20 protein-coding genes are annotated in these 21200 nt (G+C 44.7%); 1 reads left to right on the top strand and 19 read right to left on the bottom strand.

Annotation, left to right across the window (positions count from 1 at the left end):
• Positions 1 to 59 precede the first annotated feature (59 nt).
• From rpsU to trpE, 10 genes are all read right to left on the bottom strand, one after another.
• Positions 60 to 236 carry a 30S ribosomal protein S21 gene (gene rpsU / locus STRDD12_RS01725; RefSeq protein ID WP_000048058.1) on the bottom strand — a complete coding sequence of 59 codons (177 nt, stop codon included), beginning with the start codon at positions 234 to 236 and terminating at the stop codon, positions 60 to 62.
• Positions 237 to 318: 82 nt separating this feature from the next.
• Positions 319 to 1161, bottom strand: a complete 843-nt coding sequence (locus STRDD12_RS01720; RefSeq protein WP_066914348.1) for a transporter substrate-binding domain-containing protein — start codon at positions 1159 to 1161, stop codon at positions 319 to 321.
• A gap of 57 nt (positions 1162 to 1218) precedes the next feature.
• Entirely contained in the window at positions 1219 to 3132 is a 1914-nt protein-coding gene (locus tag STRDD12_RS01715) for an ABC transporter ATP-binding protein (protein WP_066914346.1), read from the bottom strand.
• A gap of 224 nt (positions 3133 to 3356) precedes the next feature.
• Positions 3357 to 4139 (bottom strand): tryptophan synthase subunit alpha, encoded by a 783-nt coding sequence (trpA, locus tag STRDD12_RS01710; RefSeq protein ID WP_066914344.1) that lies wholly within the window; start codon positions 4137 to 4139, stop codon positions 3357 to 3359.
• A complete protein-coding gene (gene trpB / locus STRDD12_RS01705; RefSeq protein WP_066914342.1) occupies positions 4136 to 5347 on the bottom strand; it encodes a tryptophan synthase subunit beta in 1212 nt (403 codons plus the stop codon). The genes trpA and trpB overlap by 4 nt, the downstream gene beginning before the upstream one ends.
• A complete protein-coding gene (locus STRDD12_RS01700) occupies positions 5344 to 5925 on the bottom strand; it encodes a phosphoribosylanthranilate isomerase (protein ID WP_066914340.1) in 582 nt (193 codons plus the stop codon). The genes trpB and STRDD12_RS01700 overlap by 4 nt, the downstream gene beginning before the upstream one ends.
• Positions 5912 to 6679 (bottom strand): indole-3-glycerol phosphate synthase TrpC, encoded by a 768-nt coding sequence (trpC, locus tag STRDD12_RS01695; RefSeq protein ID WP_066914339.1) that lies wholly within the window; start codon positions 6677 to 6679, stop codon positions 5912 to 5914. Before trpC ends, STRDD12_RS01700 begins: the two co-directional genes overlap by 14 nt.
• Positions 6676 to 7680 carry an anthranilate phosphoribosyltransferase gene (gene trpD, locus STRDD12_RS01690; RefSeq protein ID WP_066914337.1) on the bottom strand — a complete coding sequence of 335 codons (1005 nt, stop codon included), beginning with the start codon at positions 7678 to 7680 and terminating at the stop codon, positions 6676 to 6678. Before trpD ends, trpC begins: the two co-directional genes overlap by 4 nt.
• Positions 7677 to 8255, bottom strand: a complete 579-nt coding sequence (locus STRDD12_RS01685) for an aminodeoxychorismate/anthranilate synthase component II (RefSeq protein WP_066914336.1) — start codon at positions 8253 to 8255, stop codon at positions 7677 to 7679. Before STRDD12_RS01685 ends, trpD begins: the two co-directional genes overlap by 4 nt.
• Complete coding sequence (gene trpE, locus STRDD12_RS01680; protein ID WP_066914334.1) at positions 8252 to 9607, bottom strand: anthranilate synthase component I; 1356 nt, start codon at positions 9605 to 9607, stop codon at positions 8252 to 8254. The genes STRDD12_RS01685 and trpE overlap by 4 nt, the downstream gene beginning before the upstream one ends.
• Before the next feature lie 531 nt (positions 9608 to 10138).
• Here trpE and STRDD12_RS01675 point away from each other — a divergent pair.
• Positions 10139 to 10375, top strand: coding sequence for a GlsB/YeaQ/YmgE family stress response membrane protein (locus STRDD12_RS01675; RefSeq protein WP_066914332.1), 237 nt, complete (start codon positions 10139 to 10141; stop codon positions 10373 to 10375).
• A gap of 113 nt (positions 10376 to 10488) precedes the next feature.
• Here STRDD12_RS01675 and icd read toward each other — a convergent pair whose 3' ends face one another.
• The 9 genes from icd to STRDD12_RS01630 form a co-directional block, all read right to left on the bottom strand.
• Positions 10489 to 11664: an NADP-dependent isocitrate dehydrogenase gene (gene icd, locus STRDD12_RS01670; protein ID WP_066914330.1), complete on the bottom strand. Its 1176-nt coding sequence runs from the start codon at positions 11662 to 11664 to the stop codon at positions 10489 to 10491.
• A gap of 13 nt (positions 11665 to 11677) precedes the next feature.
• Positions 11678 to 12802 (bottom strand): citrate synthase, encoded by a 1125-nt coding sequence (locus STRDD12_RS01665; protein WP_066914328.1) that lies wholly within the window; start codon positions 12800 to 12802, stop codon positions 11678 to 11680.
• Entirely contained in the window at positions 12799 to 15468 is a 2670-nt protein-coding gene (gene acnA, locus STRDD12_RS01660) for an aconitate hydratase AcnA (RefSeq protein WP_066914326.1), read from the bottom strand. Before acnA ends, STRDD12_RS01665 begins: the two co-directional genes overlap by 4 nt.
• A 219-nt stretch (positions 15469 to 15687) precedes the next feature.
• The gene (locus STRDD12_RS01655; RefSeq protein WP_066914325.1) at positions 15688 to 16926 is read right to left on the bottom strand and encodes an NAD(P)H-dependent oxidoreductase; all 1239 of its coding nucleotides are present in this window, start codon (positions 16924 to 16926) and stop codon (positions 15688 to 15690) included.
• A 16-nt stretch (positions 16927 to 16942) separates the two neighbouring features.
• On the bottom strand, positions 16943 to 17548 hold the full coding sequence (locus STRDD12_RS01650; RefSeq protein ID WP_066914324.1) for an NADPH-dependent FMN reductase: 606 nt from the start codon (positions 17546 to 17548) through the stop codon (positions 16943 to 16945).
• Between the two features lie 31 nt (positions 17549 to 17579).
• Positions 17580 to 18545, bottom strand: a complete 966-nt coding sequence (locus STRDD12_RS01645) for an FAD:protein FMN transferase (protein WP_066914323.1) — start codon at positions 18543 to 18545, stop codon at positions 17580 to 17582.
• 96 nt (positions 18546 to 18641) lie between these two features.
• Entirely contained in the window at positions 18642 to 19241 is a 600-nt protein-coding gene (yihA, locus tag STRDD12_RS01640) for a ribosome biogenesis GTP-binding protein YihA/YsxC (RefSeq protein WP_066914322.1), read from the bottom strand.
• Complete coding sequence (gene clpX, locus STRDD12_RS01635; protein WP_066914321.1) at positions 19241 to 20467, bottom strand: ATP-dependent Clp protease ATP-binding subunit ClpX; 1227 nt, start codon at positions 20465 to 20467, stop codon at positions 19241 to 19243. Before clpX ends, yihA begins: the two co-directional genes overlap by 1 nt.
• A gap of 203 nt (positions 20468 to 20670) precedes the next feature.
• Positions 20671 to 21180, bottom strand: coding sequence for a dihydrofolate reductase (locus STRDD12_RS01630; RefSeq protein WP_066914319.1), 510 nt, complete (start codon positions 21178 to 21180; stop codon positions 20671 to 20673).
• Between the last annotated feature and the right edge of the window lie 20 nt (positions 21181 to 21200).

Here is a 21200-nt window from a genome sequence, read left to right as displayed (position 1 = left end):
TTCTGCTATTTTAGCACAATTAAGGCAATAAAAAAATAAACGGCTAATGCCGCTTATCCTTAGAATTTTTTACGTTTACGAGCTGCTTCTGATTTACGTTTACGTTTTACAGAAGGCTTTTCATAGAATTCGCGTTTACGTGATTCTTGAAGAGTACCAGCTTTAGTAACAGAACGTTTGAAGCGACGCAAAGCATCGTCCAATGATTCGTTTTTACGAACAACTGTTTTTGACATGATTTCACCTCCTCAAGAAATAGAATAACGTTTTTACGTCCCAAACTATGTTACCAAAGAGTCTTGCTCACGTCAAGACTTTTTATTCATTTTCAGCAATAGTTTTTGATGCTTCGTCGATATAGGCTTTATATTTGCCCTCTTTGACCAATTTCTTAATGACTTTATCAATGGTTTTCTTTAGGCGTTCGCTCTTTTTCCCTTTTGGCATGGCCACAACGTTTGAGCTGGTGTCACCGCTTGATTTTAAGCTCACTGAGGAAATGGCCAAATCGCTATTTTGGGCCACATAACCTGCCGCAATAGGGTATTCTGTCACAATGCCATTGAGTTTTCCAGACTTCAACTCATTGACCAACTCACTGGTAGAGGTTAGTGCAACCAGATTAGCCTGAGGCATCTGTTCTTGGGCCTGAGTATTTTGAATGGTTCCTTTTTGAGCCCCGATGGGTTGGTTGTCGAAACTCGCTATGCTTGTGTAGGTTGCAGCCTTGTCTTTTTTGACCAATAAAACGGTGGTCGCTTCATAGTAAGGTGTCGAGAACCGATAGTGTTCTGCCCGCTCAGGTGTCGCTGACAGGCCAGAAATCGCCAAATCAGCCTTACCAGAATTCAGACTATTGAGGACATTGTCAAAGGTGGTGGCTGAAATGACCAACTGAACACCTAACTCATCTGCTAAAGCTTGGGCCAACTTTATGTCTGACCCCACTACCGTATCACGACCATTAATCATGGTTCGGAATTCATAAGGGGCATAATCAGGGCTCATGGCAATCACTAACTTCCCTGATTTTTGAATAGCCGTTTGCATATCTTCATCTGAGTCACTTTTACCAGTCAAACCGATAGTTGCAAAAACGATAAGCGCTAGGACTGCTAGTGTTCCTAAAGTCCACTTCCATTGTGTTACTAATTGTTTCATAAGCTTATTTTAGTCTAAAAATTCATAAAAGTCAAGAATAATTGAATAAAAATACGATTATTCTTCAAGACTTTGCGCCAAGGTCTCCCACTCTTCCAACACAGTCATTTGTTCATCTTCGTGTTGACTCAGTTCTTCTTGAAGAGCCATAAGTTCTGCGCTATCATTGGTTGCCATCATTTGTTCGGACACTTGACTGATTAAAGTTTCCAAGGTCTCCAAACGGTTTTCAAGGTCATCTAGCTGGCGACGGAGTTTGCGGGCTTCCCTTTGATTGGCTTTTTGGGCTTGGTAGTCTTGGGCTTGAGACTCGTCTGCTTGACTAGCTTCTATAGTCTCCTCTTCCTTAGCCCTTGCTAGCGCCTCTTCTTCCGCTTTTTTACGCAGGTAATAATCATAATCTCCCAGATAGAGTTTGGCACCATCTGGTCGTATTTCCAGCACTTTGGTAGCCACACGATTGATAAAGTAACGGTCATGACTAACAAACAAGAGCGTTCCAGCGTAGTCAATCAGAGCATTTTCCAAAACTTCCTTACTATCAATGTCCAAGTGGTTGGTCGGCTCATCCAGGATGAGGTAATTGTCCCCTTGCATGGACAATTTAGCCAAAAGCAAGCGGGCACGTTCACCCCCTGACAGCATGGCAACGGTCTTTTTGACCTCATCGCCTGAAAAGAGAAAGGCCCCCAAACGGTTACGAATGTCTAGCTCAGGCAAGGTCGGAAAGGCCGACCAGAGCTCCTCCAGTACGGTTTGACGTTCAGAGAGAGTTGACTGCGACTGGTCATAGTAACCAATGCTGACTTTAGCCCCTAAACGGACACTTCCCGTTAAGGCAGGTAGGCGACCAATCACCGTTTTCACAAAGGTTGATTTCCCAATCCCATTAGGGCCTACAATGGCAATGGCATCTTCTTTGGTGACTTCTAAGTCGATAGGGCCGGCTAACTTTTCATGGTCATAGCCTATCACCAAATTCTCCACTTGCATGACTTGGTTGCCGGACGTTTCCGTGATGGCAAAGGCCATGTGCGCTGATTTCTCATCACCTTTGGGCTTGTCCAAGCGGTCCATTTTTTCCAGTTGCTTGCGACGGGCTTGGGCACGTTTGGTCGTCGACGCCCTCACGATATTTCGGTTGACAAAGTCTTCTAACTTAGCAATTTCCTTTTGTTGTTTGTCATATTGTTGCCAAAGAGAGGCCATTTTTTGCGCTTTTTGGTCGACAAATTGACTGTAATTTCCCACATAACGCTCTAAGGCATGAGGGGTCAAATCATAGGTAATAGTGGTCACTTTATCGAGGAAATAGCGGTCATGGCTAACGATAATAAGGGCACCTTGGTAATTGGATAGATAACCTTCCAACCAAGAAATGGTCTCGATATCCAAGTGGTTGGTCGGTTCGTCCAAGACAAGTAAGTCTGGCTTTTGTAAGAGCATCCGCGCCAAAGCTAAACGCGTATTTTGGCCACCAGACAGACTGGAAATTGGCATATCCCACATGCTCTCATCAAATTTAAAAGCATTCAAAATCGCCTTAATGTCCGCTTCATAGGTGAAACCGCCTAACTGACGAAAGCGCTCAGACAGCTTATCGTACTGGCTCATGATGGTTTCTAAGTCACTTGCTGAAGCTTGCCCCATTTTTGCTTCTAAGTCTCTTAGCGTCTTTTCCATATCGCGTAAGGATTGAAAAATCGCCAGCATCTCCGCCATGATGGTCTGGTCTGAATCAAACCGACTATCTTGAGCCAAATAGGCTAAGGAAACATCTTTTTTGAGAAAAACATCCCCCTGGGTGGGGGCTTCTTCGCCTACAAGGATTTTCAAGAGGGTTGATTTCCCAGCACCGTTACGCCCCACCAAGGCAATCCGATCACGGTCATTGACCTGCATGTTTATCTGATCAAAGAGCACGTCCCCAGAGAAAGACCGCTCAATAGCATTTGCTTGCAAAATTATCATTGTCTTTTCCTAACTTTTTGGCCATTAAAGACCGTCTAATCTAGTATTATAGCATAGATTAGGCACTTTGGTTGGTCGTCTTTTCCTAAAGCCTTAAAAACAGTTTTAGGCCTGCCAGCCATACCAGTTTAAAGTCCTGACCGCTGGAGTCGTCTGCCACAGAAAAAGAAGGTTAAAAACCTTCCTTTGCATCATTTTTTTAAGTGGGCTAGGCTTTAGTCCCCTTATTTTTCAATTTGGCTAGCTACCTGTGCCAAGTCTGCGACGGTCTGCTTATCGCCTTCATGAAGGGACTTGACGATTTTCGTTCCGATGATAACCCCATCAGAAACGCGATTAAAACGGACAATATCTTCAGGCGTTGACACGCCAAATCCTGTTAAGACTGGAATAGTCATTTCATCTACCAAGCGTTTTAAGTGTTCATCCAAACCGTCTCGGTAGTTCCCTGATTTACCTGTAACACCATTAACAGCAACAGCATAGATAAAGCCTTCTGCTCCCTCAGTAATCGTTTTTTGGCGCTGGACACCCGTCGTCAGACTCACTAAGGGAACCAAAGCGATATCAGAGTCAGCTAGAGCCGGACGCAGGAGGTCAGACATCTCAAAAGGCAGGTCAGGAACGATTAAGCCTTTGACGTCGGTAGAGGCCAAATCGGCCACAAAGCGCTCAATACCGTATTGGTAGATAGGGTTAATGTATGACATTATCACCAGAGGAACCGGACTATCAATCCTTTGTAGGGTTTCAATAACGGCAGTCAAGCTAGTCCCTTTGGCCAAACTTCTTTGACCAGCTAATTCAATGACGGGTCCATCAGCAACAGGGTCTGACCAAGGAATCCCCACCTCAATCGCTGAAGCGCCGTTTTCTGCCAAAAAGGTCACGGTATCTGCTAAACCTGCCAGACCATCCTCATGGTCTCCTGCCATGATGTAGGGCACAAAAATGCCTTTTTTTGCCTCTTTAATGGCTTGCAACTGTTGGGTCAACGTTTTTGTCATGCTTGTTCTCCTTTTTCTGCCTCCAAATGCGCCTTCACCTGGTTGACATCCTTGTCCCCACGACCAGACAGACAAATAATCATAGACTGGTCCTTGTCCATCGTTTTCGCCACTTTTTGCGCTAAAGCGATGGCATGACTGGATTCTAAAGCAGGGATAATACCTTCGAGTCGAGACAAGAGTTGGAAAGCTTCTAGCGCTTCTTGGTCAGTAATCGCATCATAGCTTGCCCGTCCGATACTGTTAAAGAAGGAATGTTCAGGACCGATACCCGGGTAGTCCAGACCGGCTGAAATCGAGAAGGCCTCCATGATTTGACCGTGTTGGTCTTGCAGGACATCCATTAAAGCACCGTGCAAAATTCCAGGCCGTCCCTTAGCAAAGGTAGCCGCATGTTTATCAGTGTCTAAGCCTAAACCAGCTGCCTCTGCGCCATACATAGCAACACTCTCATCTTCGACGAAAGGGTAAAAGAGGCCGATGGCATTAGAGCCCCCACCAATACAAGCCAAGACAGCGTCTGGCAAGGCCCCATCAGTTAGTTGGGCAAACTGTTGCTTGGCTTCACGACCAATCACTGATTGAAAATCGCGCACAATTTCTGGAAAAGGGGCAGGCCCTAAGGCAGAACCCATAATGTAATGGGTGTCATCAATATTGGCTACCCAAGCACGTAGGGCAGCATTGACCGCATCCTTCAACACGCGCGAACCATCCGTGACGGCATGGACTTTAGCGCCTAAGAGCTCCATGCGAAAGACATTGAGGGCTTGCCGTTTGACATCTTCTTCCCCCATATAAATGGTACATTCCATATCAAACAAGGCTGCCGCAGTGGCTGTCGCTACCCCGTGCTGCCCTGCCCCTGTCTCAGCAATAATCTTTTTCTTGCCCATGCGACGAGCCAGTAAGACTTGCCCTAAAGCATTATTGATTTTATGGGCACCCGTGTGATTAAGGTCCTCACGTTTGAGGTAGATTTTAGCCCCACCGATATAGTCTGTCAACCTCTTAGCAAAATAGAGCGGTGTCTCACGTCCGACATAATTTTTCAGCAAGTCATCTAACTCCGCTTGGAAAGTTGGGTCTTCCTTGGCCTCGCGATAAGCTTTATCGAGTTCGATGACAGCTGTCATTAAGGTTTCAGGGACAAATTGCCCTCCATATTCCCCAAAAAAGCCACGTTGATCTGGTTGTTGATAGGTCATGCTTTCACTCTTTCTATAAATGTTTTAATTTTCGTCACGTCTTTTTCACCTGCTGTTTCAACCCCTGACGAAACATCGACAGCATAGGGCGAAAAGGTTGCAATCGCTTCTTGGACATTAGCTACGGTCAAACCACCTGCGATAAAAACAGGTTGAGAAATCTGAGTCAGGTCAACCGCTTGCCAATCAAAGGTTTTCCCTGAACCAGCCTGTGGTGCATCAAACAAGACATAAGGCAACTTTTCACTTGGTGGTGTCAGCCCACCTGCCACCTGAATGGCACCTATCACAGGAACGTCAAGCGCTTCTACCATAGACTCATCCCAATCGCCATGGATTTGTACCATATCTAAGGGAACCGCAAGAATGTGTTCTTTCAGGCTGTCTAAGCTAGGATTTACAAAGACACCCACCGTTTTGACAGAAGCTGGTAGTCCTTTGACCAGCTCTTTTGCTTTAGCGATGCTGATTTGACGGCGACTCGGTGCAAAAACAAAACCGAGGTAATCTGCACCTGCCGCCACAGCAGCCTGAACCGCTTCTGGGGTTTGTAAGCCGCAAATTTTAACTTTTGTCAACTTGTAACTCCTTTATGGTGGATGCAACATCTGTGCTTTGCATAAGTGCTGTTCCAACCAAAATCGCCGAAACATAAGGAGCCACCTGATGCGCATCGTGACTGCTAAAGATACCTGATTCAGACACATAGACCCTATCGGCTTCAAACAAAGGCGCCATAGCCTTGGTATGTTCGAGAGAGACGTCAAATGTTGTCAAATTTCGGTTATTGACACCGATAATTTCCGCCCCAATTCGATGGGCAATGGCCAACTCTTCAGCTGTATGTGTTTCTACCAAGACCTCTAACCCCAAACCAGTTGCAAAGTCAAAAAGTTCTTTGAGACGGTCTTGGGTCAGAGCAGCCACTATCAATAAGATAACCGTTGCACCGGCATTGAAGCTTCGAACAATCTGTTTTTCGTCGATGATAAAATCCTTAGCCAAGGTCGGAACAGAAACAGCCTTAGAGACTTCTCGCAGGTATGAGAGATCCCCCTTGAAAAAAAGGCGGTCTGTCAAAACAGAAATCATACAAGCCCCATTAGCCTCATAGGTCTTTGCTTGCTGGATGATGTCAACATCTAGGTTAATATCTCCCATACTTGGACTCGCTTTTTTAACTTCTGCAATGACCTGCAAGCGGTCTTTTTGCGCCTTAAGGTAGTCAAAAAGACGATAGGACTTTCTCCCTTCTCCAACCGTTTCGAGAGCTAAGTCTGCCACTTCGATGGCTTTTTCTTGAAGAATTTTAGGCAAAAAAGTTTGACTCATACTTGCACCTCTTGCAATTGGTGTAATTTTTCAAGGGCTAAACCATCAGCAATGACTTGGCGAGCCAAAGCAATCCCAGCCGGTAGGTCGTCTACTTTGCCATGGGCAAAAAATCCCAAACCAGCATTTAGAACCGTTGTTTCGAGATAAGGACTGGCTTCATTGTTGAGAACGCTCAAGAGGATTTGCGCATTTTCCTGGGCATCTCCCCCACGAATGGCCTCTAGTGGCACCTCAGCCATTCCCAATTCCTGATAGGTGAACTGGTGCTGGCTAATGTGGCCATCTTGTAGCAAGGTATAGGTATTCACTCCGTAAAGCGCGGCTTCATCCATATTATCAGGGCCTGTAATCACTAAGCCACGTTTTCTGCCTAATTTTTGCATAACTTGGGCTACCGATGTTTGCAATTCTAATCGGTACAGCCCCATCATTTGACTCTTCAAATCAACTGGGTTAGCCAAAGGGCCGACAAGATTCATAATGGTCGGAATCCCTAGCGCCCGTCTAGCTGGTCCAATAAATCGCATGGCAGGGTGCATGGTTTGCGCAAAGATAAAGGCCAGACCTACTTCCTTTAGAGCGCGTGCTAAAACTTCTGGACTAGCGGAAATATTGATTCCCAATGCTTCTAAGACATCAGCCGAGCCAGATTTCGAAGAAATCGAGCGATTTCCCGCCTTTGCGACCCGAACCCCGCCTGCAGCTAAAACAAAACTGACTGTCGTTGAGATGTTAAAACTAAAGGAACGGTCGCCACCAGTTCCACAGTTGTCCATGGCATCCAAGAAAGGCTCTGGCAAGGTCACAGCGTGCGCTTTTAAAGAGGTGACGACACCAGCAATTTCATCAGGTGTTTCCCCCTTAACCGCTAAACCCATGAGCAAGGCCGCAATTTGACTCTCACTCACACCACCTTGTAAAATCGCATCAAAAACAGCAGCGACCTCTTTTTGGCTTAAGTCTTCTCTAGCGACTAACGCTTGATAAATCTCTTTCATCCTATCTCCTTTTTAGGCACCAAGGCCACAAAATTACGAATCATTTCCAAGCCTTCTGGGCTACCGATAGATTCTGGGTGATACTGTAAACCGTAGATTTGGAGTTCCTTATTTTGAATGGCCATAATCTCTTGGTCATCCTTTGTTCTGGCTACAACTTCAAAGCCCTCTGGCATCTCGTCCACTACAATAGAGTGGTAGCGCATGATGGTTAACGTTTGCGCTAGCCCATCAAATAGTGGCGAAGCCACTTCTTGAGTCATTTGGCTTTGCTTGCCGTGCATAACTTGACCAGCTAGCCCGAGTTTACCACCAAAGGTTTCCGCAATGGCCTGATGCCCTAAACAGACCCCTAAAATGGGCTTTTTACCTGCAAAATCACGAATGACATCTTCGAGACGTCCCGCATCAGCTGGCCAGCCTGGTCCTGGTGACAAGACGATGCCATCAGCCTGGCTTACCTTGTCATATAAATCAGTCGCGTCATTTCTGACAACTTCAACTTGGGTGAAGGTCCCTAAGTACTGAGCCAGATTATACGTAAAGGAATCATAGTTATCCACTAAACAAATCATTGCACATCTCCAATCCGTGTCATAGCCTTGGCCTTATTAATCGTCTCATAAAATTCATTTTCAGGCACACTGTCGTAGACGATTCCAGCTCCTGCTTGGACATAGGCCTTTTGATTTTTGAGAATCATGGTCCGTATGGCTATAGCAAAGTCCATATCCCCTGTCGCAGACAGATAGCCAATTGCCCCCGCGTAGATACCACGTTTTTCTTGCTCCAATTCGTAGATGCGTCGCATGGCACGAATCTTAGGCGCACCTGAAACTGTACCAGCTGGTAAGGTTGATTTTAGCGCATCCAAAGCAGTCAAATGGGGCAGGAGTTCTCCCTTGACCACACTGGTCAGGTGCATAACATACCGGAAATATTCAACTTCCATATACTTGGTAACGGCTACCGTGCCATTCTTGGCAATCTTTCCAATATCATTGCGCCCTAAGTCAACCAGCATGCGGTGCTCCGCTGTTTCCTTAATATCGTTCGCCAATTCATCAGCCAAAGCAACGTCCTCAGCGTCATTGGCCCCTCGAGGACGTGTTCCAGCGATGGGGTTAGTGACCACTTCGCCATTTTTGACAGATACCAGACTCTCTGGACTCGCTCCGATGACCTGGTAATCGCCAAAATCAAAAAAGTAGAGATAGTTTGAAGGGTTGGTGACTCGCAAATTGCGGTAATAGTCCAAAGGATCTCCCTCAAAATTCGCAGAGAAGCGCTGACTCAGCACACATTGAAACATATCCCCTTCACGAATGAGCTTTTTGGCTTTAGCCACCATATCCATAAAGACTTCCTTTTCGATATGGTTTGAAAATTGCAAGGCTTGCAGAGCTTGAGGAGTAAATTCGTTTGGCGCTTGCGTCTGCAGATCTGTCACCACTTGGCCCAGAGCCTGACGAACCGCATCGTTGTCACGCCCCGAGTAAATATTGTCTTCAACCACATAGACTTTTTCCTTTTTATGGTCAAAAATCAAGTAGGACTCATAGATGAAGAAGTGCATATCCGGTGTTCCAATGGTATCCTCTGGAATGTCACCAATCGTTTCATAGAGGCCAATCATATCATAACCGGCAAAACCAATGGCCCCCCCAGCAAAAGGTAAATCTGACTGAATCCCTTTTACCGTAACCTTATCCAAATACTCAAACGGGTCTTGATCAATTACCACCCCATTTTCATACAAAGTCCCTTCTTTAAAGGTCACTTCAAAGACAGGGTTATAAGCAACGATAGAAAAACGGGCGTTCTCCTTTTCACGCGGGATAGATTCAAGGATCACCTTGTGTTCTCCCTGAACACGCATGTAAGCCAAAATCGGCGTCAAGGTATCAGCTGGTAAAATTTTTCTCATGATACTTCCTTTCCATATGCTGTCTCGTTATCTCTACTCATTTTTGAAGATAGGTCTAAAAATAAACAAAAAACCTCACAGAGAAAAACTCTGTGAGGGCATTAAATCTAGTTTAACACGGTACCACCTCAGTTAATGGCCTAAAACGACAATCCGGCCATCATCTCACTCTCCTCTAACAAGGAGCTGCACGGTAAGGGGTGCCCACCGAGAAGGTTATGTCTTCCCTTCTCATCTCTTCTCATCAGCCCAATGTTCACTAGCCTTGACTGCCTGTTCGCAACACCCACAGGCTCCCTGAAAATCACTGACCAGTTACTTTCTGATTTACTTGTTATTCTACTCCTTTTTTCATAAAAGTCAAGAATTTTCTGTTAATTTCATCAAAAAGCCTCTTGAACAAATCGATCGCCTTATTTCGTAAACTCTTTCTCAGCACTGAGCCTATTCACCTGAACACAAACGTCATCATCTCTTTACGGTTTCGTTATAGTCTTGTGCTATACTGATGATCAAGCTAGGAGGTGTTTTATGATTTGGTCCTTATGTGTCGGTTTTTTTATCGGTTCGATTGCAGGTGCTTTTTTTGATTCCAACGAGCGACCTGGCTGTTTCATCACTGCCCTCGTCGGGCTTTTGGGATCAGTTATTGGGCAATTATTTTTGGGGAATTGGGGGCCTCATCTGGCTGATATGGCGCTTATTCCTTCTATTTTAGGAGCGATTCTCCTCATCGCTATCTTTGGTCGCTACCTCTACAAACACTAAATCATGTTTCAGTCAAGTAGCCAATAAGGAAAAGCATTCCTTTTTGAGGAAGGTTTTCGCAAAGTAAATACATCTAACAAGAAAATATTCTGCTACAAGAGCAGAATATTTTTTTAGAGATTTTCTAAAACCTGCCGTGAAAAAGCACTGGTGCTGTAGGCTTTTCGCTCCCCAGCCAAGTCCGCTGTGAAGATTCCGGTGGCGAAGGTCCGTTCAAGGGCTCTTGTGATAGCCTTTGCCACCTCGTGCCATCCGATATATTCTAGCATCATACAGCCCGACAAGAGCATAGAACAAGGATTTGCTTGGTTTTTATCGGCGATATCAGGGGCCGTTCCATGTGTCGCTTCAAAGACGGCATGACCTGTTTGGTAGTTGATATTAGCACCAGGTGCAATTCCGATACCCCCAACCTGTGCCGCCAAAGCATCACTGGCATAATCCCCATTTAGGTTGGTTAGGGCAACCACGTCGAATTGTTCCGGTTTTAGCAAAATTTGCTGTAAAAAGTTATCGGCAATGCAATCCGTTATTTCTAAACGTCCCATTTTGATAGCATCCCCATACTCCTTCTGAGCCAGTTCATAACCCCATTTCCGAAAACCACCTTCGGTAAATTTTTGGATATTCCCTTTATGCACCAAAGTCACGCGCTTCAAGTCATGCTTTAAGGCATAGTCAATAGCCGCCCGAATGAGGCGCCTACTCCCCTCCTTAGAAATCGGTTTAATGCCGATACTTGAAGAACTCGGAAATCGTATGTTTTTAACGGCCATCTGGTCTTGCAGAAAGGCAATCACGCGCTTGACGTCACGGCTACCTGCTTCCCACTCAATACCGGCATAGATATCTTCTGTGTTTTCTCTAAAGATGGTTATATCCGTCTTTTCAGGCGCCTTAAGCGGACTTAGCACGCCATTAAAATAGCGGACAGGTCGCACACAAGCATAGAGGTCTAACTCCTGACGCAGGGCCACATTAAGGGAGCGAATGCCACCGCCCACAGGTGTTTCAAGCGGCCCCTTAATCGCAACAAGGTTCTCTCGAATCCCTTCAATGGTTGCCGCTGGGAGCCATTCCCCAGTTTGGTCAAATGCTTTCTTGCCGGCTAAAAGCTCCTGCCAGATGATACGTCTACCGCCACCATAAGTTTTCTCCACCGCACTATCAATGAGCAGACGGACATTTTTCCAGATATCACGCCCAACCCCGTCACCTTCTATATAAGAAATGATCGGTTGGTGACTGACTTGTAAGCGACCATTTGTCATGCGAATTTTTTCTGTCATAAAACACCTCCCATTACCGTTTATCCAAAGGCATATAAGTTCTATGTCTTTGACCAATGTACTGAGACCTTGGACGTATTAACTTATTATGCTTTTGTTGCTCTTGGATATGCGCAATCCAACCGGATACACGGCTCATCGCAAAAATCAAGGTGAAAATGTCACTATCAATCCCTAGGGCATGATAAACCGTTGCTGAATAAAAATCAACATTGGGAATTAAGCCCTTCTTTTCTTTCATAAATGCTTCAATGTCTTGAGACATTCGGAAATATTGCTCGTTTTCTGTGCCTTTTGTTAGCGTCTCAGCCATGTCCCTCAGATAAATCTCACGGGGATCTTGTGTCTGATAAACCCGATGCCCAAAACCCATAATCTTTTCGTTAGAATCTAGCTTTTCTTGTAGATAACCTTGAATATCTCCACATTGCTGGATATCACACAACATATCAAAAACCCGCTCATTGGCACCACCATGAAGGGGTCCCTTTAGGGCTCCGATTGCAGCCGTCACACAAGAATAAATATCCGCTAAGGTTGACGCACAAACACGAGCTGCAAATGTCGAGGCGTTTAATTCATGATCAGCATGGAGAATAAGCGCCTTATTCATGACGTCAACTTGAAGTGCTGTAGGCTCTTCACCCGATAACATATAAAGAAAGTTAGCCGCGAGATTCATATCTTCCCTTGGTTTAATAGGGAGTTTACCTTTACGTAATCGGGCAAAACTAGCGACAATGGTTGGTAGCTTGGCCATCAACTCAATACTTTGTTGATAAGTCGCTGCCAAGGTTCGTTCCTCGGCCTTGACATTGTATACCCCCAAAAGCGAAACGGTCGAGCGCAAGACACTCATGGGGTGTAAATGCGGTCTAGATTGGATAAGGATACATTGTTCTACCGCGTCGGAAATTTCATAATTTTTTCGCAAGTCTGCTTCAAAATTTTTTAAAGCTAGCTGTTTGGGTAAATGCCCATGCCACAAAAGATAGATGATTTCTTCAAAAGAAGCCTCATTCTCCATAAATTCGGAGATATTGTAGCCAGCATAGGATAATTCATCATCTGCAATTGCTGAGATACCTGTATCGCAAGCAATCGTATCTTTAAGACCATTCGTGTCAATTTGTGTCATACCAGACTTCCTTCCAATTTCTTTCTGACCACCATCGGTAAGATGCCACCATTTTTATAGTAACGAATGTCAGCATCCGCATCAAAACGTACCAAAACCTGGAAAGTTTTTACCTGCGAAGCCGATTTTGCCGTCACAGTGATAACATCATGCACCTGAGGTTCTTCTGCCAGTGCAAAGCTAAAGGTCTCATCTCCCTTTAAGCCCAAGCTTTCCGCATTTTCACCCGGCATAAACTGGACAGGCAGTATCCCCATCATCACGAGATTTGAGCGATGGATACGTTCAAAACTTTCCGCCAAAACAACTTTAACCCCCAAAAGGTTGGTTCCTTTTGCAGCCCAATCACGACTAGAGCCCATACCATAGTCCTTACCGGCAATAATGACGGTAGACTGACCTGCCTTCTTATAAGCCATGGCAGCATCATAAATCGGGAGAATCTCTCCTTTATATTTTGTGTAGCCACCAATCTTTCCATCGGCGAGTTCATTTTTGATTCGAATATTTGCAAAAGTCCCCCGCATCATGACCTCGTGATTGCCACGACGGCTACCATAGGAGTTAAATTCTTGATAATCGATGCCATTGTCCATCAAATACAAGGCTGCTGGGCTGTTTCTCGCGATATTTCCTGCTGGTGAGATATGGTCAGTCGTCACCGTATCCCCTAACTTGGCTAGCACAGGCAAATCGTCTAGGGGCTTGATTGTCAAGTCGGTCCCAAGGTCTTCAAAGTAAGGTGGGTTCTGGATATAAGTAGACGCCTCATTCCATTGGTAATTTTGCCTATTTTCCGTTGCAATAGCATTCCATTTTTGACTATCTGTAAAGACATTTGCATATTCTTTTTGAAAGAGGTCACGCGTCACATAACGTTCCACATAAGTGGTAATCTCTTCGCGGCTCGGCATCAGGTCTTCCAAATAAACAGCCTGCCCTGCTTTATCAAAGCCAATAGCTTCTGTGGTCAAATCAATATTGGTAGTACCTGCAAGGGCATAGGCAACAACCAAAGGAGGACTCGCTAAGAAATTTGCCTTGACCAGAGGGTTTACGCGTCCTTCAAAGTTCCGATTGCCTGATAAAACCGCACTGGCTAACAAATCCCTATCCGTGATTGCCTTAGCAACTTCCGGTCTGAGACTACCCGAATTCCCGATACAAGTGGTACAACCATAGCCGACTACTTGAAAACCTAATTGGTCAAGATAAGTTTGAAGACCAGATGCCTGAAGATAAGCTGTGACTACTTTAGACCCTGGTGCCAAAGAGGTTTTGACACTAGCTGACACACGCAGGCCCTTTTCGACCGCTCTTTTTGCTAAAAGCCCCGCTGCCATTAGGACATAGGGATTAGACGTATTGGTACAGCTGGTAATGGCAGCAATCGCAACATGCCCCGTTTTGATCGTTTCCTTATAATGACCATAGTCAACTGTCGCAGTTTTGTCGACTTCATCCCCATCTAAACCGAACCCACGTACGCCTGTTTCTCTCACCAAGGCAGCTTGAAATTCTTCTTTAGCGCAAGACAAAGGGATTAAATCTTGAGGGCGTTTAGGCCCTGAGATGGATGGTTGAATCGTCGATAGGTCAATTTCTATCACCTTATGATAAATCGGTTCGATATTAGGATTGTAAAATAAGTGATTGGCTTGGCTATAAGCCTTTGTCAGCTGAATCTGTTCTGCCGACCGATTGGTCAGTCGCATATAATTCAGTGTTTCATCGTCGATAGGAAAATACCCACAAGTTGCCCCATATTCTGGTGCCATATTGGCTACCGTTGCCCGTTCAGCAAGTGATAAGTGTTCAAGACCTGAGCCAAAGTATTCTACAAATTTACCAACGACATTTTCTGACCGCAAAACCTGCGTAATCGTCAATGCTAAATCAGTTGCCGTAGCAATTTTTGGCAATTTTCCAACTAAACGAACGCCGATGACTTCAGGAATGGGAAAATAGGAAGCCTCCCCCAGCATAGCGGCCTCTGCTTCAATGCCACCAACTCCCCAGCCCAGTACACCGATTCCATTGATCATAGTCGTATGGCTATCTGTCCCAAACATGGAATCTGGGTAAAGAATACCATCTTTTTCAATGACGACATCGCTTAAAAACTCGATGTTGACTTGGTGGATAATGCCAGTAGCAGGTGGAACAGCTCGATAGTTGTCAAAAGACTGTTCTGCCCATTTCAAAAAGGCATAACGCTCATTATTACGTTGAAATTCGATAGAAATATTGTCTTCAAGGGCCGTGTCACAAGCGTAACTATCTACCTGAACAGAATGGTCAATCACAAGGTCAACTGGAATTTCAGGGTTAATCAAACTCGCCTTTCCCCCATTGGCCACAATAGCGTCCCGCATAGAAGCCAAATCAACCACTACAGGAACACCTGTAAAATCTTGCAGAATGACCCGGCTAGGTTTGAAGGGGATTTCGGATACTGACGCACTATTTGGAAAATTCAGAATATTTTTGATGTGCTTAGGCGTAATCGTCACACCATCTTCTTTACGAAGCAGACTCTCTAATAATATCCGTATAGTGTATGGTAGTTTTTCTACCATAACATTTTCTTGATCTGCCGCTTTCTTGATGTCATAATAAGAATAACTTTTAGATTCAAGGCTGAATTTTGAATAAAATTGTGTCATAAGCGAGTTCCCTTCTGCAATTGATGCTTTATTTTACCACTTAATTTATAAACATGCAATACCTTTTCGTGTTTTTATGTTATATTATATAACATCTAAATCAGAAAAAATAAATCTATCTACTATTCTTAGGCACTTTTTCTCATATGCATCTGGTCAAGGAGAATAAAAAAGGAAGTTGAGACAATGTCTCAACTTCTTTTTTTACTGAGGTTAACTTTAATGACTTGATGCTCCAGATGTGGCATCAGCACTTCCGCTATCAGCTGCCTGTCCACCAGCTGCGGATGCACCTGATGTGGCATCTGCTCCACCGTGACCAGCTGGAGCGGCTGAGCCTGCACCACCGACAAGACGCTGACCTGTTGTTTGCAAATACCAGTCTAACCATGGTTTGAAATCAAAAACGATTTCGTTAATACCAGCGTAAGAACCGTCTGGGTAATACATGGCTTGGTAATTGTGGGTATTCAAGACCTCTGTCGAACCAGGAATCAGAGTACGAATGTACTCTTCGTTCCCATTGCGGAGGCTACCAACTACCCACTCTACGTTTTTCATGCGCCCAGCAGGCAGGGAGTTGTGAACCGTTGATAAGCGGTTCCCTGACTGTTCAGGAACCCGTTTAGCCAACATGGTTTCTGGATCTTGATGGGCATTGTTATAGTAGAGGAATTGGTTGTTATCATCCGCATATGTTAACTCAAATGGCATCGCTTTGAGGAACATATTAATCTGATCAACGGTTAAGATACCATGGTCCAGCTTGACATAGGTATCGCCTGATACAGCGCCCGTTAATTCAGCGACTTTTTCTACCCAGTCTGGATCATCTGGGTCAACTTCTGTGATGGTTGTTGGCAATACGCCAGTAGCGTCCAGATCCTCTGGAGCAATAGGTTTTGGTTTTTGCAAGGGTTTTGTCACCTTCACATATTGTACAAAGTTAGCGATACAAGTTTCTAAGAAAGCAACTGTACCAGCATCTGAGATATTGCCTTTATCGTCAAAAGCTTCTTTGGCTTTACCAAGTAAGAATTCATTTCCTGGCAAGACAAAGGCATTCACACCAGGAGCATCCAAGATTTTTCTTAAGTGCACTTGTGCACGAGACGTTCCTTGGTCATAATAAGATGCCCCAACAATCATCACGGGCTTTTCTTGAAAAGGATGGACTTGATAAGATAGCCATTCTAGAACACTCTTGAGCCCTACTGAAAGCGTGTGGTTATGCTCTGGAGTAGCAATAATAACACCATCTGCGCGGGTGATTTTGTTATTTAGCAAGCGTAATTGGAAACTTTCTTCCCAATTTTGGTCTTGATTAAATAGGGGTACTTCGTCGATTTCCAATACTTCCATCTCAAACTGCGTTTTGAAATGGCGACGAATAAAAGCTAAAAGTTTACGGTTATACGAATCTTCGTAATTAGCGCCAACTAGTCCTACAAGTTTCATGCACTATCTCCCTTTCCTATAATTGTTCCCAATCAAAATTCTCTGCTTCTTTACGCAACAAAGCTTGTGCTCCTGAAACCTTGTTGGCCAAGGTCACAAAGATGCGGAAATCAGCAAATAAAGCATCCAACTTGGCTACAATATCTGGATCAACAAGGTCGCCATGGTCATCAAAAGCTTGCAGAGAGTGAGAAAGTAAAAACTCAGAACCTGGCATAACAGCGGCCTTTAGTTCAGGGGCATCCAAAATTTGACGGAGCTGCAATTGCGCCCGAGAGGAACCTAAGGTTCCGTATGAGGCCCCTGTAATCATAACAGGTTTGTTGAGCATGGGATAGATACCATAGGATAGCCAGGCTAAGGCATTCATCAAAACAGCTGGAATGGCATGGTCATACTCAGGTGTACCAATAATCACACCATCTGCAGCGTCGATCTTATCAGCAATAGCTTTCACGCTATCGGGAATACGGCGGTCCTTGGGCTTATTAAAAATGGGGAGATCAGCAATTTCGACTAATTCAATCTCTGCTTGATCCTTAAAATGTTTTTGCATATAAGCTAAGAGACGCCGGTTGGTGGACTGTTTAGAATTCGTGCCCACAATAGCAATTAACTTCATAAGTAACCCCTTTCACGAGTGCTTATCTTGATTATAGCATTTTTTTCCAGGCTTCGCTATCTGATTTTGGTAACAAAAAGTTTGCAAGTCCAGAACTTTGCGCCACGTCTCCTGATTGCGTTTGGACAAAGGTTTCTAGATTGGCCTCTTCTTCGATACGAGCAACCACCTCATCTGGATGATAGCCAAACAAGCGACTGGTCCAGACTTCGCCTTGCACAGACAAGGGGGAGACAATCGTTAGACTGGTCACCTCAGAAGCCATTGGGTAACCTGTCTGCGGATCTAAGATGTGGTGAAAAGTTTTATCCCCTACTTGTAAACGTCGCTCATAAACACCTGACGTCACCACAGAAGCATCTGTCAGAGCCAGCATGCGCCGATGCTGTCCTCTTTCGTGGTTCGGCCGCTGAATGCCTACCCGCCAAAGCTGATCGGGATGGTGAAAAGCAGGACCAAAGACCAAGACATTTCCCCCAAGGTTAATGAATCCCGAAGGCACATGCACCGACTTAAAAAAGTCGACAATTCGGTCGGCAATATAACCTTTAGCCAAGGCCCCTAAATCAAGTTTCATGCCTGCTTGGGTAAGAAAGACACTTTGTCGGCGATCATCTAGACAAATATTTTGGGGATTGGTCAACAACCGTAAGGTTTGAATCCTTTCATCCTCAGGGACCCGTGCATCCGGAAAGCCAATCCGCCAAGCTTGGACCAAAGGGCCGATACTAATATTCAAGCGACTCCCTGCTGCGCAAGAATGGTGCTTTCCAAGACGAATCAAGTCATACAAGTCCTTGGGGACCCAAACCGCCCTTTTCCCTGCAGCCTGATTGATAGCAGCCAGCTCGGAATCATCACGATTGGCTGAGAAGCGCGCTTCGTATTGGCGCAATAAGCGCTCAGCTTCCGCTAAAATAGGTTCTGGCATCTCATGGTAAATCTGCAGATCAATCACAGTTCCCATCAGTTTAACCTGATGTCCTTGCCTTTTCATTGATTTCCTTTCTCATCTAACGCATTTTCCAAATTGGAGACCTACTCTAAAAAAGGAAGATCTCACCGATCCTCCTTTGCTTTTCTCAAAAGCTTTTTACAAACTTTCTAAAATGCTATCCCAGGCTTCATCAAAACCTTCCTTGCTAACAGAAGAAAAGAGAATAAAAGCATCTTGTGGATCAAAGTCTAGTTTCTTTTTAATCAAACTGGTTTGTTTGTTCCATTTCCCTTTGGGGATTTTGTCAGCCTTAGTTGCCACCAAAATCACTGGGATGTCATAGTACTTTAGAAATTGGTACATCTGCACATCATCAGCCGTTGGCTCATGACGCATATCGACCAGACTAACAACGCTCCGGAGATTGTCACGAGAAACCAGATATTCCTCAATCATCTTACCCCAACGTTCTCTTTCCTTTTTCGACACTTTCGCATAGCCATAGCCAGGAACATCGACAAACCGTAACTTATCATCGATATTATAGAAATTCAACAACTGGGTCTTCCCCGGTTTGCTAGATGTCCGAGCCAGATTTTTACGCCCCAATAAGGTATTGATAAAACTCGACTTACCAACATTTGAGCGACCTGCCAAAGCAACTTCTGGAAGATCGTCTTGTGGGTAATGGCTCTGATTAGCGGCGCTCAGAAGCAAGTCGGCATTGTGCGTGTTTAAATAAGCCACTTCTGTCATTAGGATGCTGTCTCAAGCACAGGCGCTTGAGTCCCTTCTACTGCTTCTTTGGTAATGCGTACCTTGGTCACATCATCTTGACTAGGCACCTCAAACATAACATCCATCATGGTTTCTTCAATGATAGATCGCAAGCCACGAGCCCCTGTCTTTCGTTCGATGGCTTTTTTGGCTACAGCTTCTAAAGCCTCTTCATCAAACTCCAGACTAACCCCGTCATAGGCCAAGAGGGTCTGGTATTGCTTGACAATGGCATTGCGAGGTTCGGTTAAGATATTGACCAAGTCCTCAACGGTCAGCTGTTCTAGCGCCGTAATAACCGGCAAACGTCCGATAAATTCAGGAATAAGTCCAAATTTCTGGATATCCTCTGAGATAATCTCCTGCATATAAGAACTCTTGTCCTCTAGTGCCTTGTTGTTTTGACCGAAACCGATAATTTTTTCGCCCAGTCTTTGTTTGACAATATCTTCAATGCCATCAAAAGCACCTCCGACGATAAAGAGGATATTTTTAGTATCAATTTGAATCATTTCTTGCTGAGGGTGCTTGCGGCCACCTTGTGGTGGAACGCTGGCAACAGTCCCTTCGATGATTTTCAAGAGGGCTTGTTGCACACCTTCACCCGAGACATCCCGTGTGATGGAGACATTTTCCCCTTTTTTGGCAATCTTATCAATCTCATCGACATAAATAATGCCTCGCTCAGCTCGTTCAATATTGTAATCGGCTGCTTGAATCAGTTTGAGCAAGATATTTTCAACATCTTCGCCCACATAGCCTGCTTCGGTTAAGGCCGTTGCATCAGCGATGGCGAAAGGCACATTCAGGCTTTTTGCCAAGGTTTGGGCCAAAAAAGTCTTTCCGGAACCGGTTGGGCCAATCATCAAAATATTAGATTTTTGCAGGTCAACATCATTATTTTCACGACTTTCTGAGAAACTAATGCGTTTGTAGTGGTTGTAGACCGCAACAGCCAAGGCCCGCTTGGCACGTTCTTGTCCCACGACATAATTGTCTAATATGTCCAAGAGTTCCTTTGGTTTTGGCACTTCTGCCAAATCAGCAAGTACTTCTTCGGTTAATTCCTCATCGATAATTTCTTGCGACAAGGCAACACACTCATTACATATGTAAACATTGTTTCCGGCAATGATTTTTTTCACTTCATCCTGTGTCTTTCCACAGAAGGAACATTGCACGATAAAATCTGAATTTCCAGTCATAATTTCCTCTATTTATTCTGAGATCTTAATGTTAAAATAAGGTGCCTGAAAAGGCGTGAATGGTATTTACCAAGTTAGTAAAGGCATTTAACAAGCAAAAAATACCTAAGCCATACCGTCTTTTTTGAAAGGCAGGCCAAGCTATTAATAAGCAAAGAAGGCCCAAACACAAGGTAAAAACACCAAATAAACTCCGCTGCACGCTAGCCCTCCTTTTTCTCTTTTGTCAGTTGATAAACGCTAAATGCGTAGGGGTTTTGGGCATCTGATGGATGATGCCATAAGGTTTTTTCCGAAAAACCTGACCAATCTATCTGGGGAAAATACCGATCTCCCTCAAAGGCCCCGTGCACCTGAGTCCGATAAGCTTGGTCATAGTAATCCGCAAAAGCTTGATAAACTGCTGCCCCACCTGTTATAAAGAGGTGTTTATCCTGCTGTTCAAACCAAGCGAGAACCTCAGCCACCGAATGAAAGACCAAAGCACCAGGCGCTTGATAGTCTGTATCGTGCGTAAGAATGAGGGACTGACGGTTGGGCAACAAACGTTTGTTCATCCCCTCAAAGGTCACACGCCCCATCAAAATAGCATGGCCTGTTGTCGTCTCCTTAAAGTGCTTGAGTTCTGCTGGCAAGTGCCAGGGCATATGCCCGTCTTTCCCAATCAATCCCTGATCATCTTGTGCCCAAATAGCAATGATTTTTTTCGTCATTTGCACTCCCCATTCTTCGT

The organism is Streptococcus sp. DD12, assembly GCF_001578885.1.
Lineage (GTDB): Bacteria > Bacillota > Bacilli > Lactobacillales > Streptococcaceae > Streptococcus.
Note: the sequence above shows the minus strand (reverse complement) of the source record. Positions and strands in the feature narration are given on the sequence as shown.

Coding starts and splice junctions, on each gene's coding strand:
- rpsU (WP_000048058.1), bottom strand. CDS start 236: ATGTCAAAAACAGTTGTTCGTAAAAACGAATCATTGGACGATGCTTTG.
- STRDD12_RS01720 (WP_066914348.1), bottom strand. CDS start 1,161: ATGAAACAATTAGTAACACAATGGAAGTGGACTTTAGGAACACTAGCA.
- STRDD12_RS01715 (WP_066914346.1), bottom strand. CDS start 3,132: ATGATAATTTTGCAAGCAAATGCTATTGAGCGGTCTTTCTCTGGGGAC.
- trpA (WP_066914344.1), bottom strand. CDS start 4,139: ATGACAAAAACGTTGACCCAACAGTTGCAAGCCATTAAAGAGGCAAAA.
- trpB (WP_066914342.1), bottom strand. CDS start 5,347: ATGACCTATCAACAACCAGATCAACGTGGCTTTTTTGGGGAATATGGA.
- trpC (WP_066914339.1), bottom strand. CDS start 6,679: ATGAGTCAAACTTTTTTGCCTAAAATTCTTCAAGAAAAAGCCATCGAA.
- trpD (WP_066914337.1), bottom strand. CDS start 7,680: ATGAAAGAGATTTATCAAGCGTTAGTCGCTAGAGAAGACTTAAGCCAA.
- STRDD12_RS01685 (WP_066914336.1), bottom strand. CDS start 8,255: ATGATTTGTTTAGTGGATAACTATGATTCCTTTACGTATAATCTGGCT.
- trpE (WP_066914334.1), bottom strand. CDS start 9,607: ATGAGAAAAATTTTACCAGCTGATACCTTGACGCCGATTTTGGCTTAC.
- STRDD12_RS01675 (WP_066914332.1), top strand. CDS start 10,139: ATGATTTGGTCCTTATGTGTCGGTTTTTTTATCGGTTCGATTGCAGGT.
- icd (WP_066914330.1), bottom strand. CDS start 11,664: ATGACAGAAAAAATTCGCATGACAAATGGTCGCTTACAAGTCAGTCAC.
- STRDD12_RS01665 (WP_066914328.1), bottom strand. CDS start 12,802: ATGACACAAATTGACACGAATGGTCTTAAAGATACGATTGCTTGCGAT.
- acnA (WP_066914326.1), bottom strand. CDS start 15,468: ATGACACAATTTTATTCAAAATTCAGCCTTGAATCTAAAAGTTATTCT.
- STRDD12_RS01655 (WP_066914325.1), bottom strand. CDS start 16,926: ATGAAACTTGTAGGACTAGTTGGCGCTAATTACGAAGATTCGTATAAC.
- STRDD12_RS01650 (WP_066914324.1), bottom strand. CDS start 17,548: ATGAAGTTAATTGCTATTGTGGGCACGAATTCTAAACAGTCCACCAAC.
- STRDD12_RS01645 (WP_066914323.1), bottom strand. CDS start 18,545: ATGAAAAGGCAAGGACATCAGGTTAAACTGATGGGAACTGTGATTGAT.
- yihA (WP_066914322.1), bottom strand. CDS start 19,241: ATGACAGAAGTGGCTTATTTAAACACGCACAATGCCGACTTGCTTCTG.
- clpX (WP_066914321.1), bottom strand. CDS start 20,467: ATGACTGGAAATTCAGATTTTATCGTGCAATGTTCCTTCTGTGGAAAG.
- STRDD12_RS01630 (WP_066914319.1), bottom strand. CDS start 21,180: ATGACGAAAAAAATCATTGCTATTTGGGCACAAGATGATCAGGGATTG.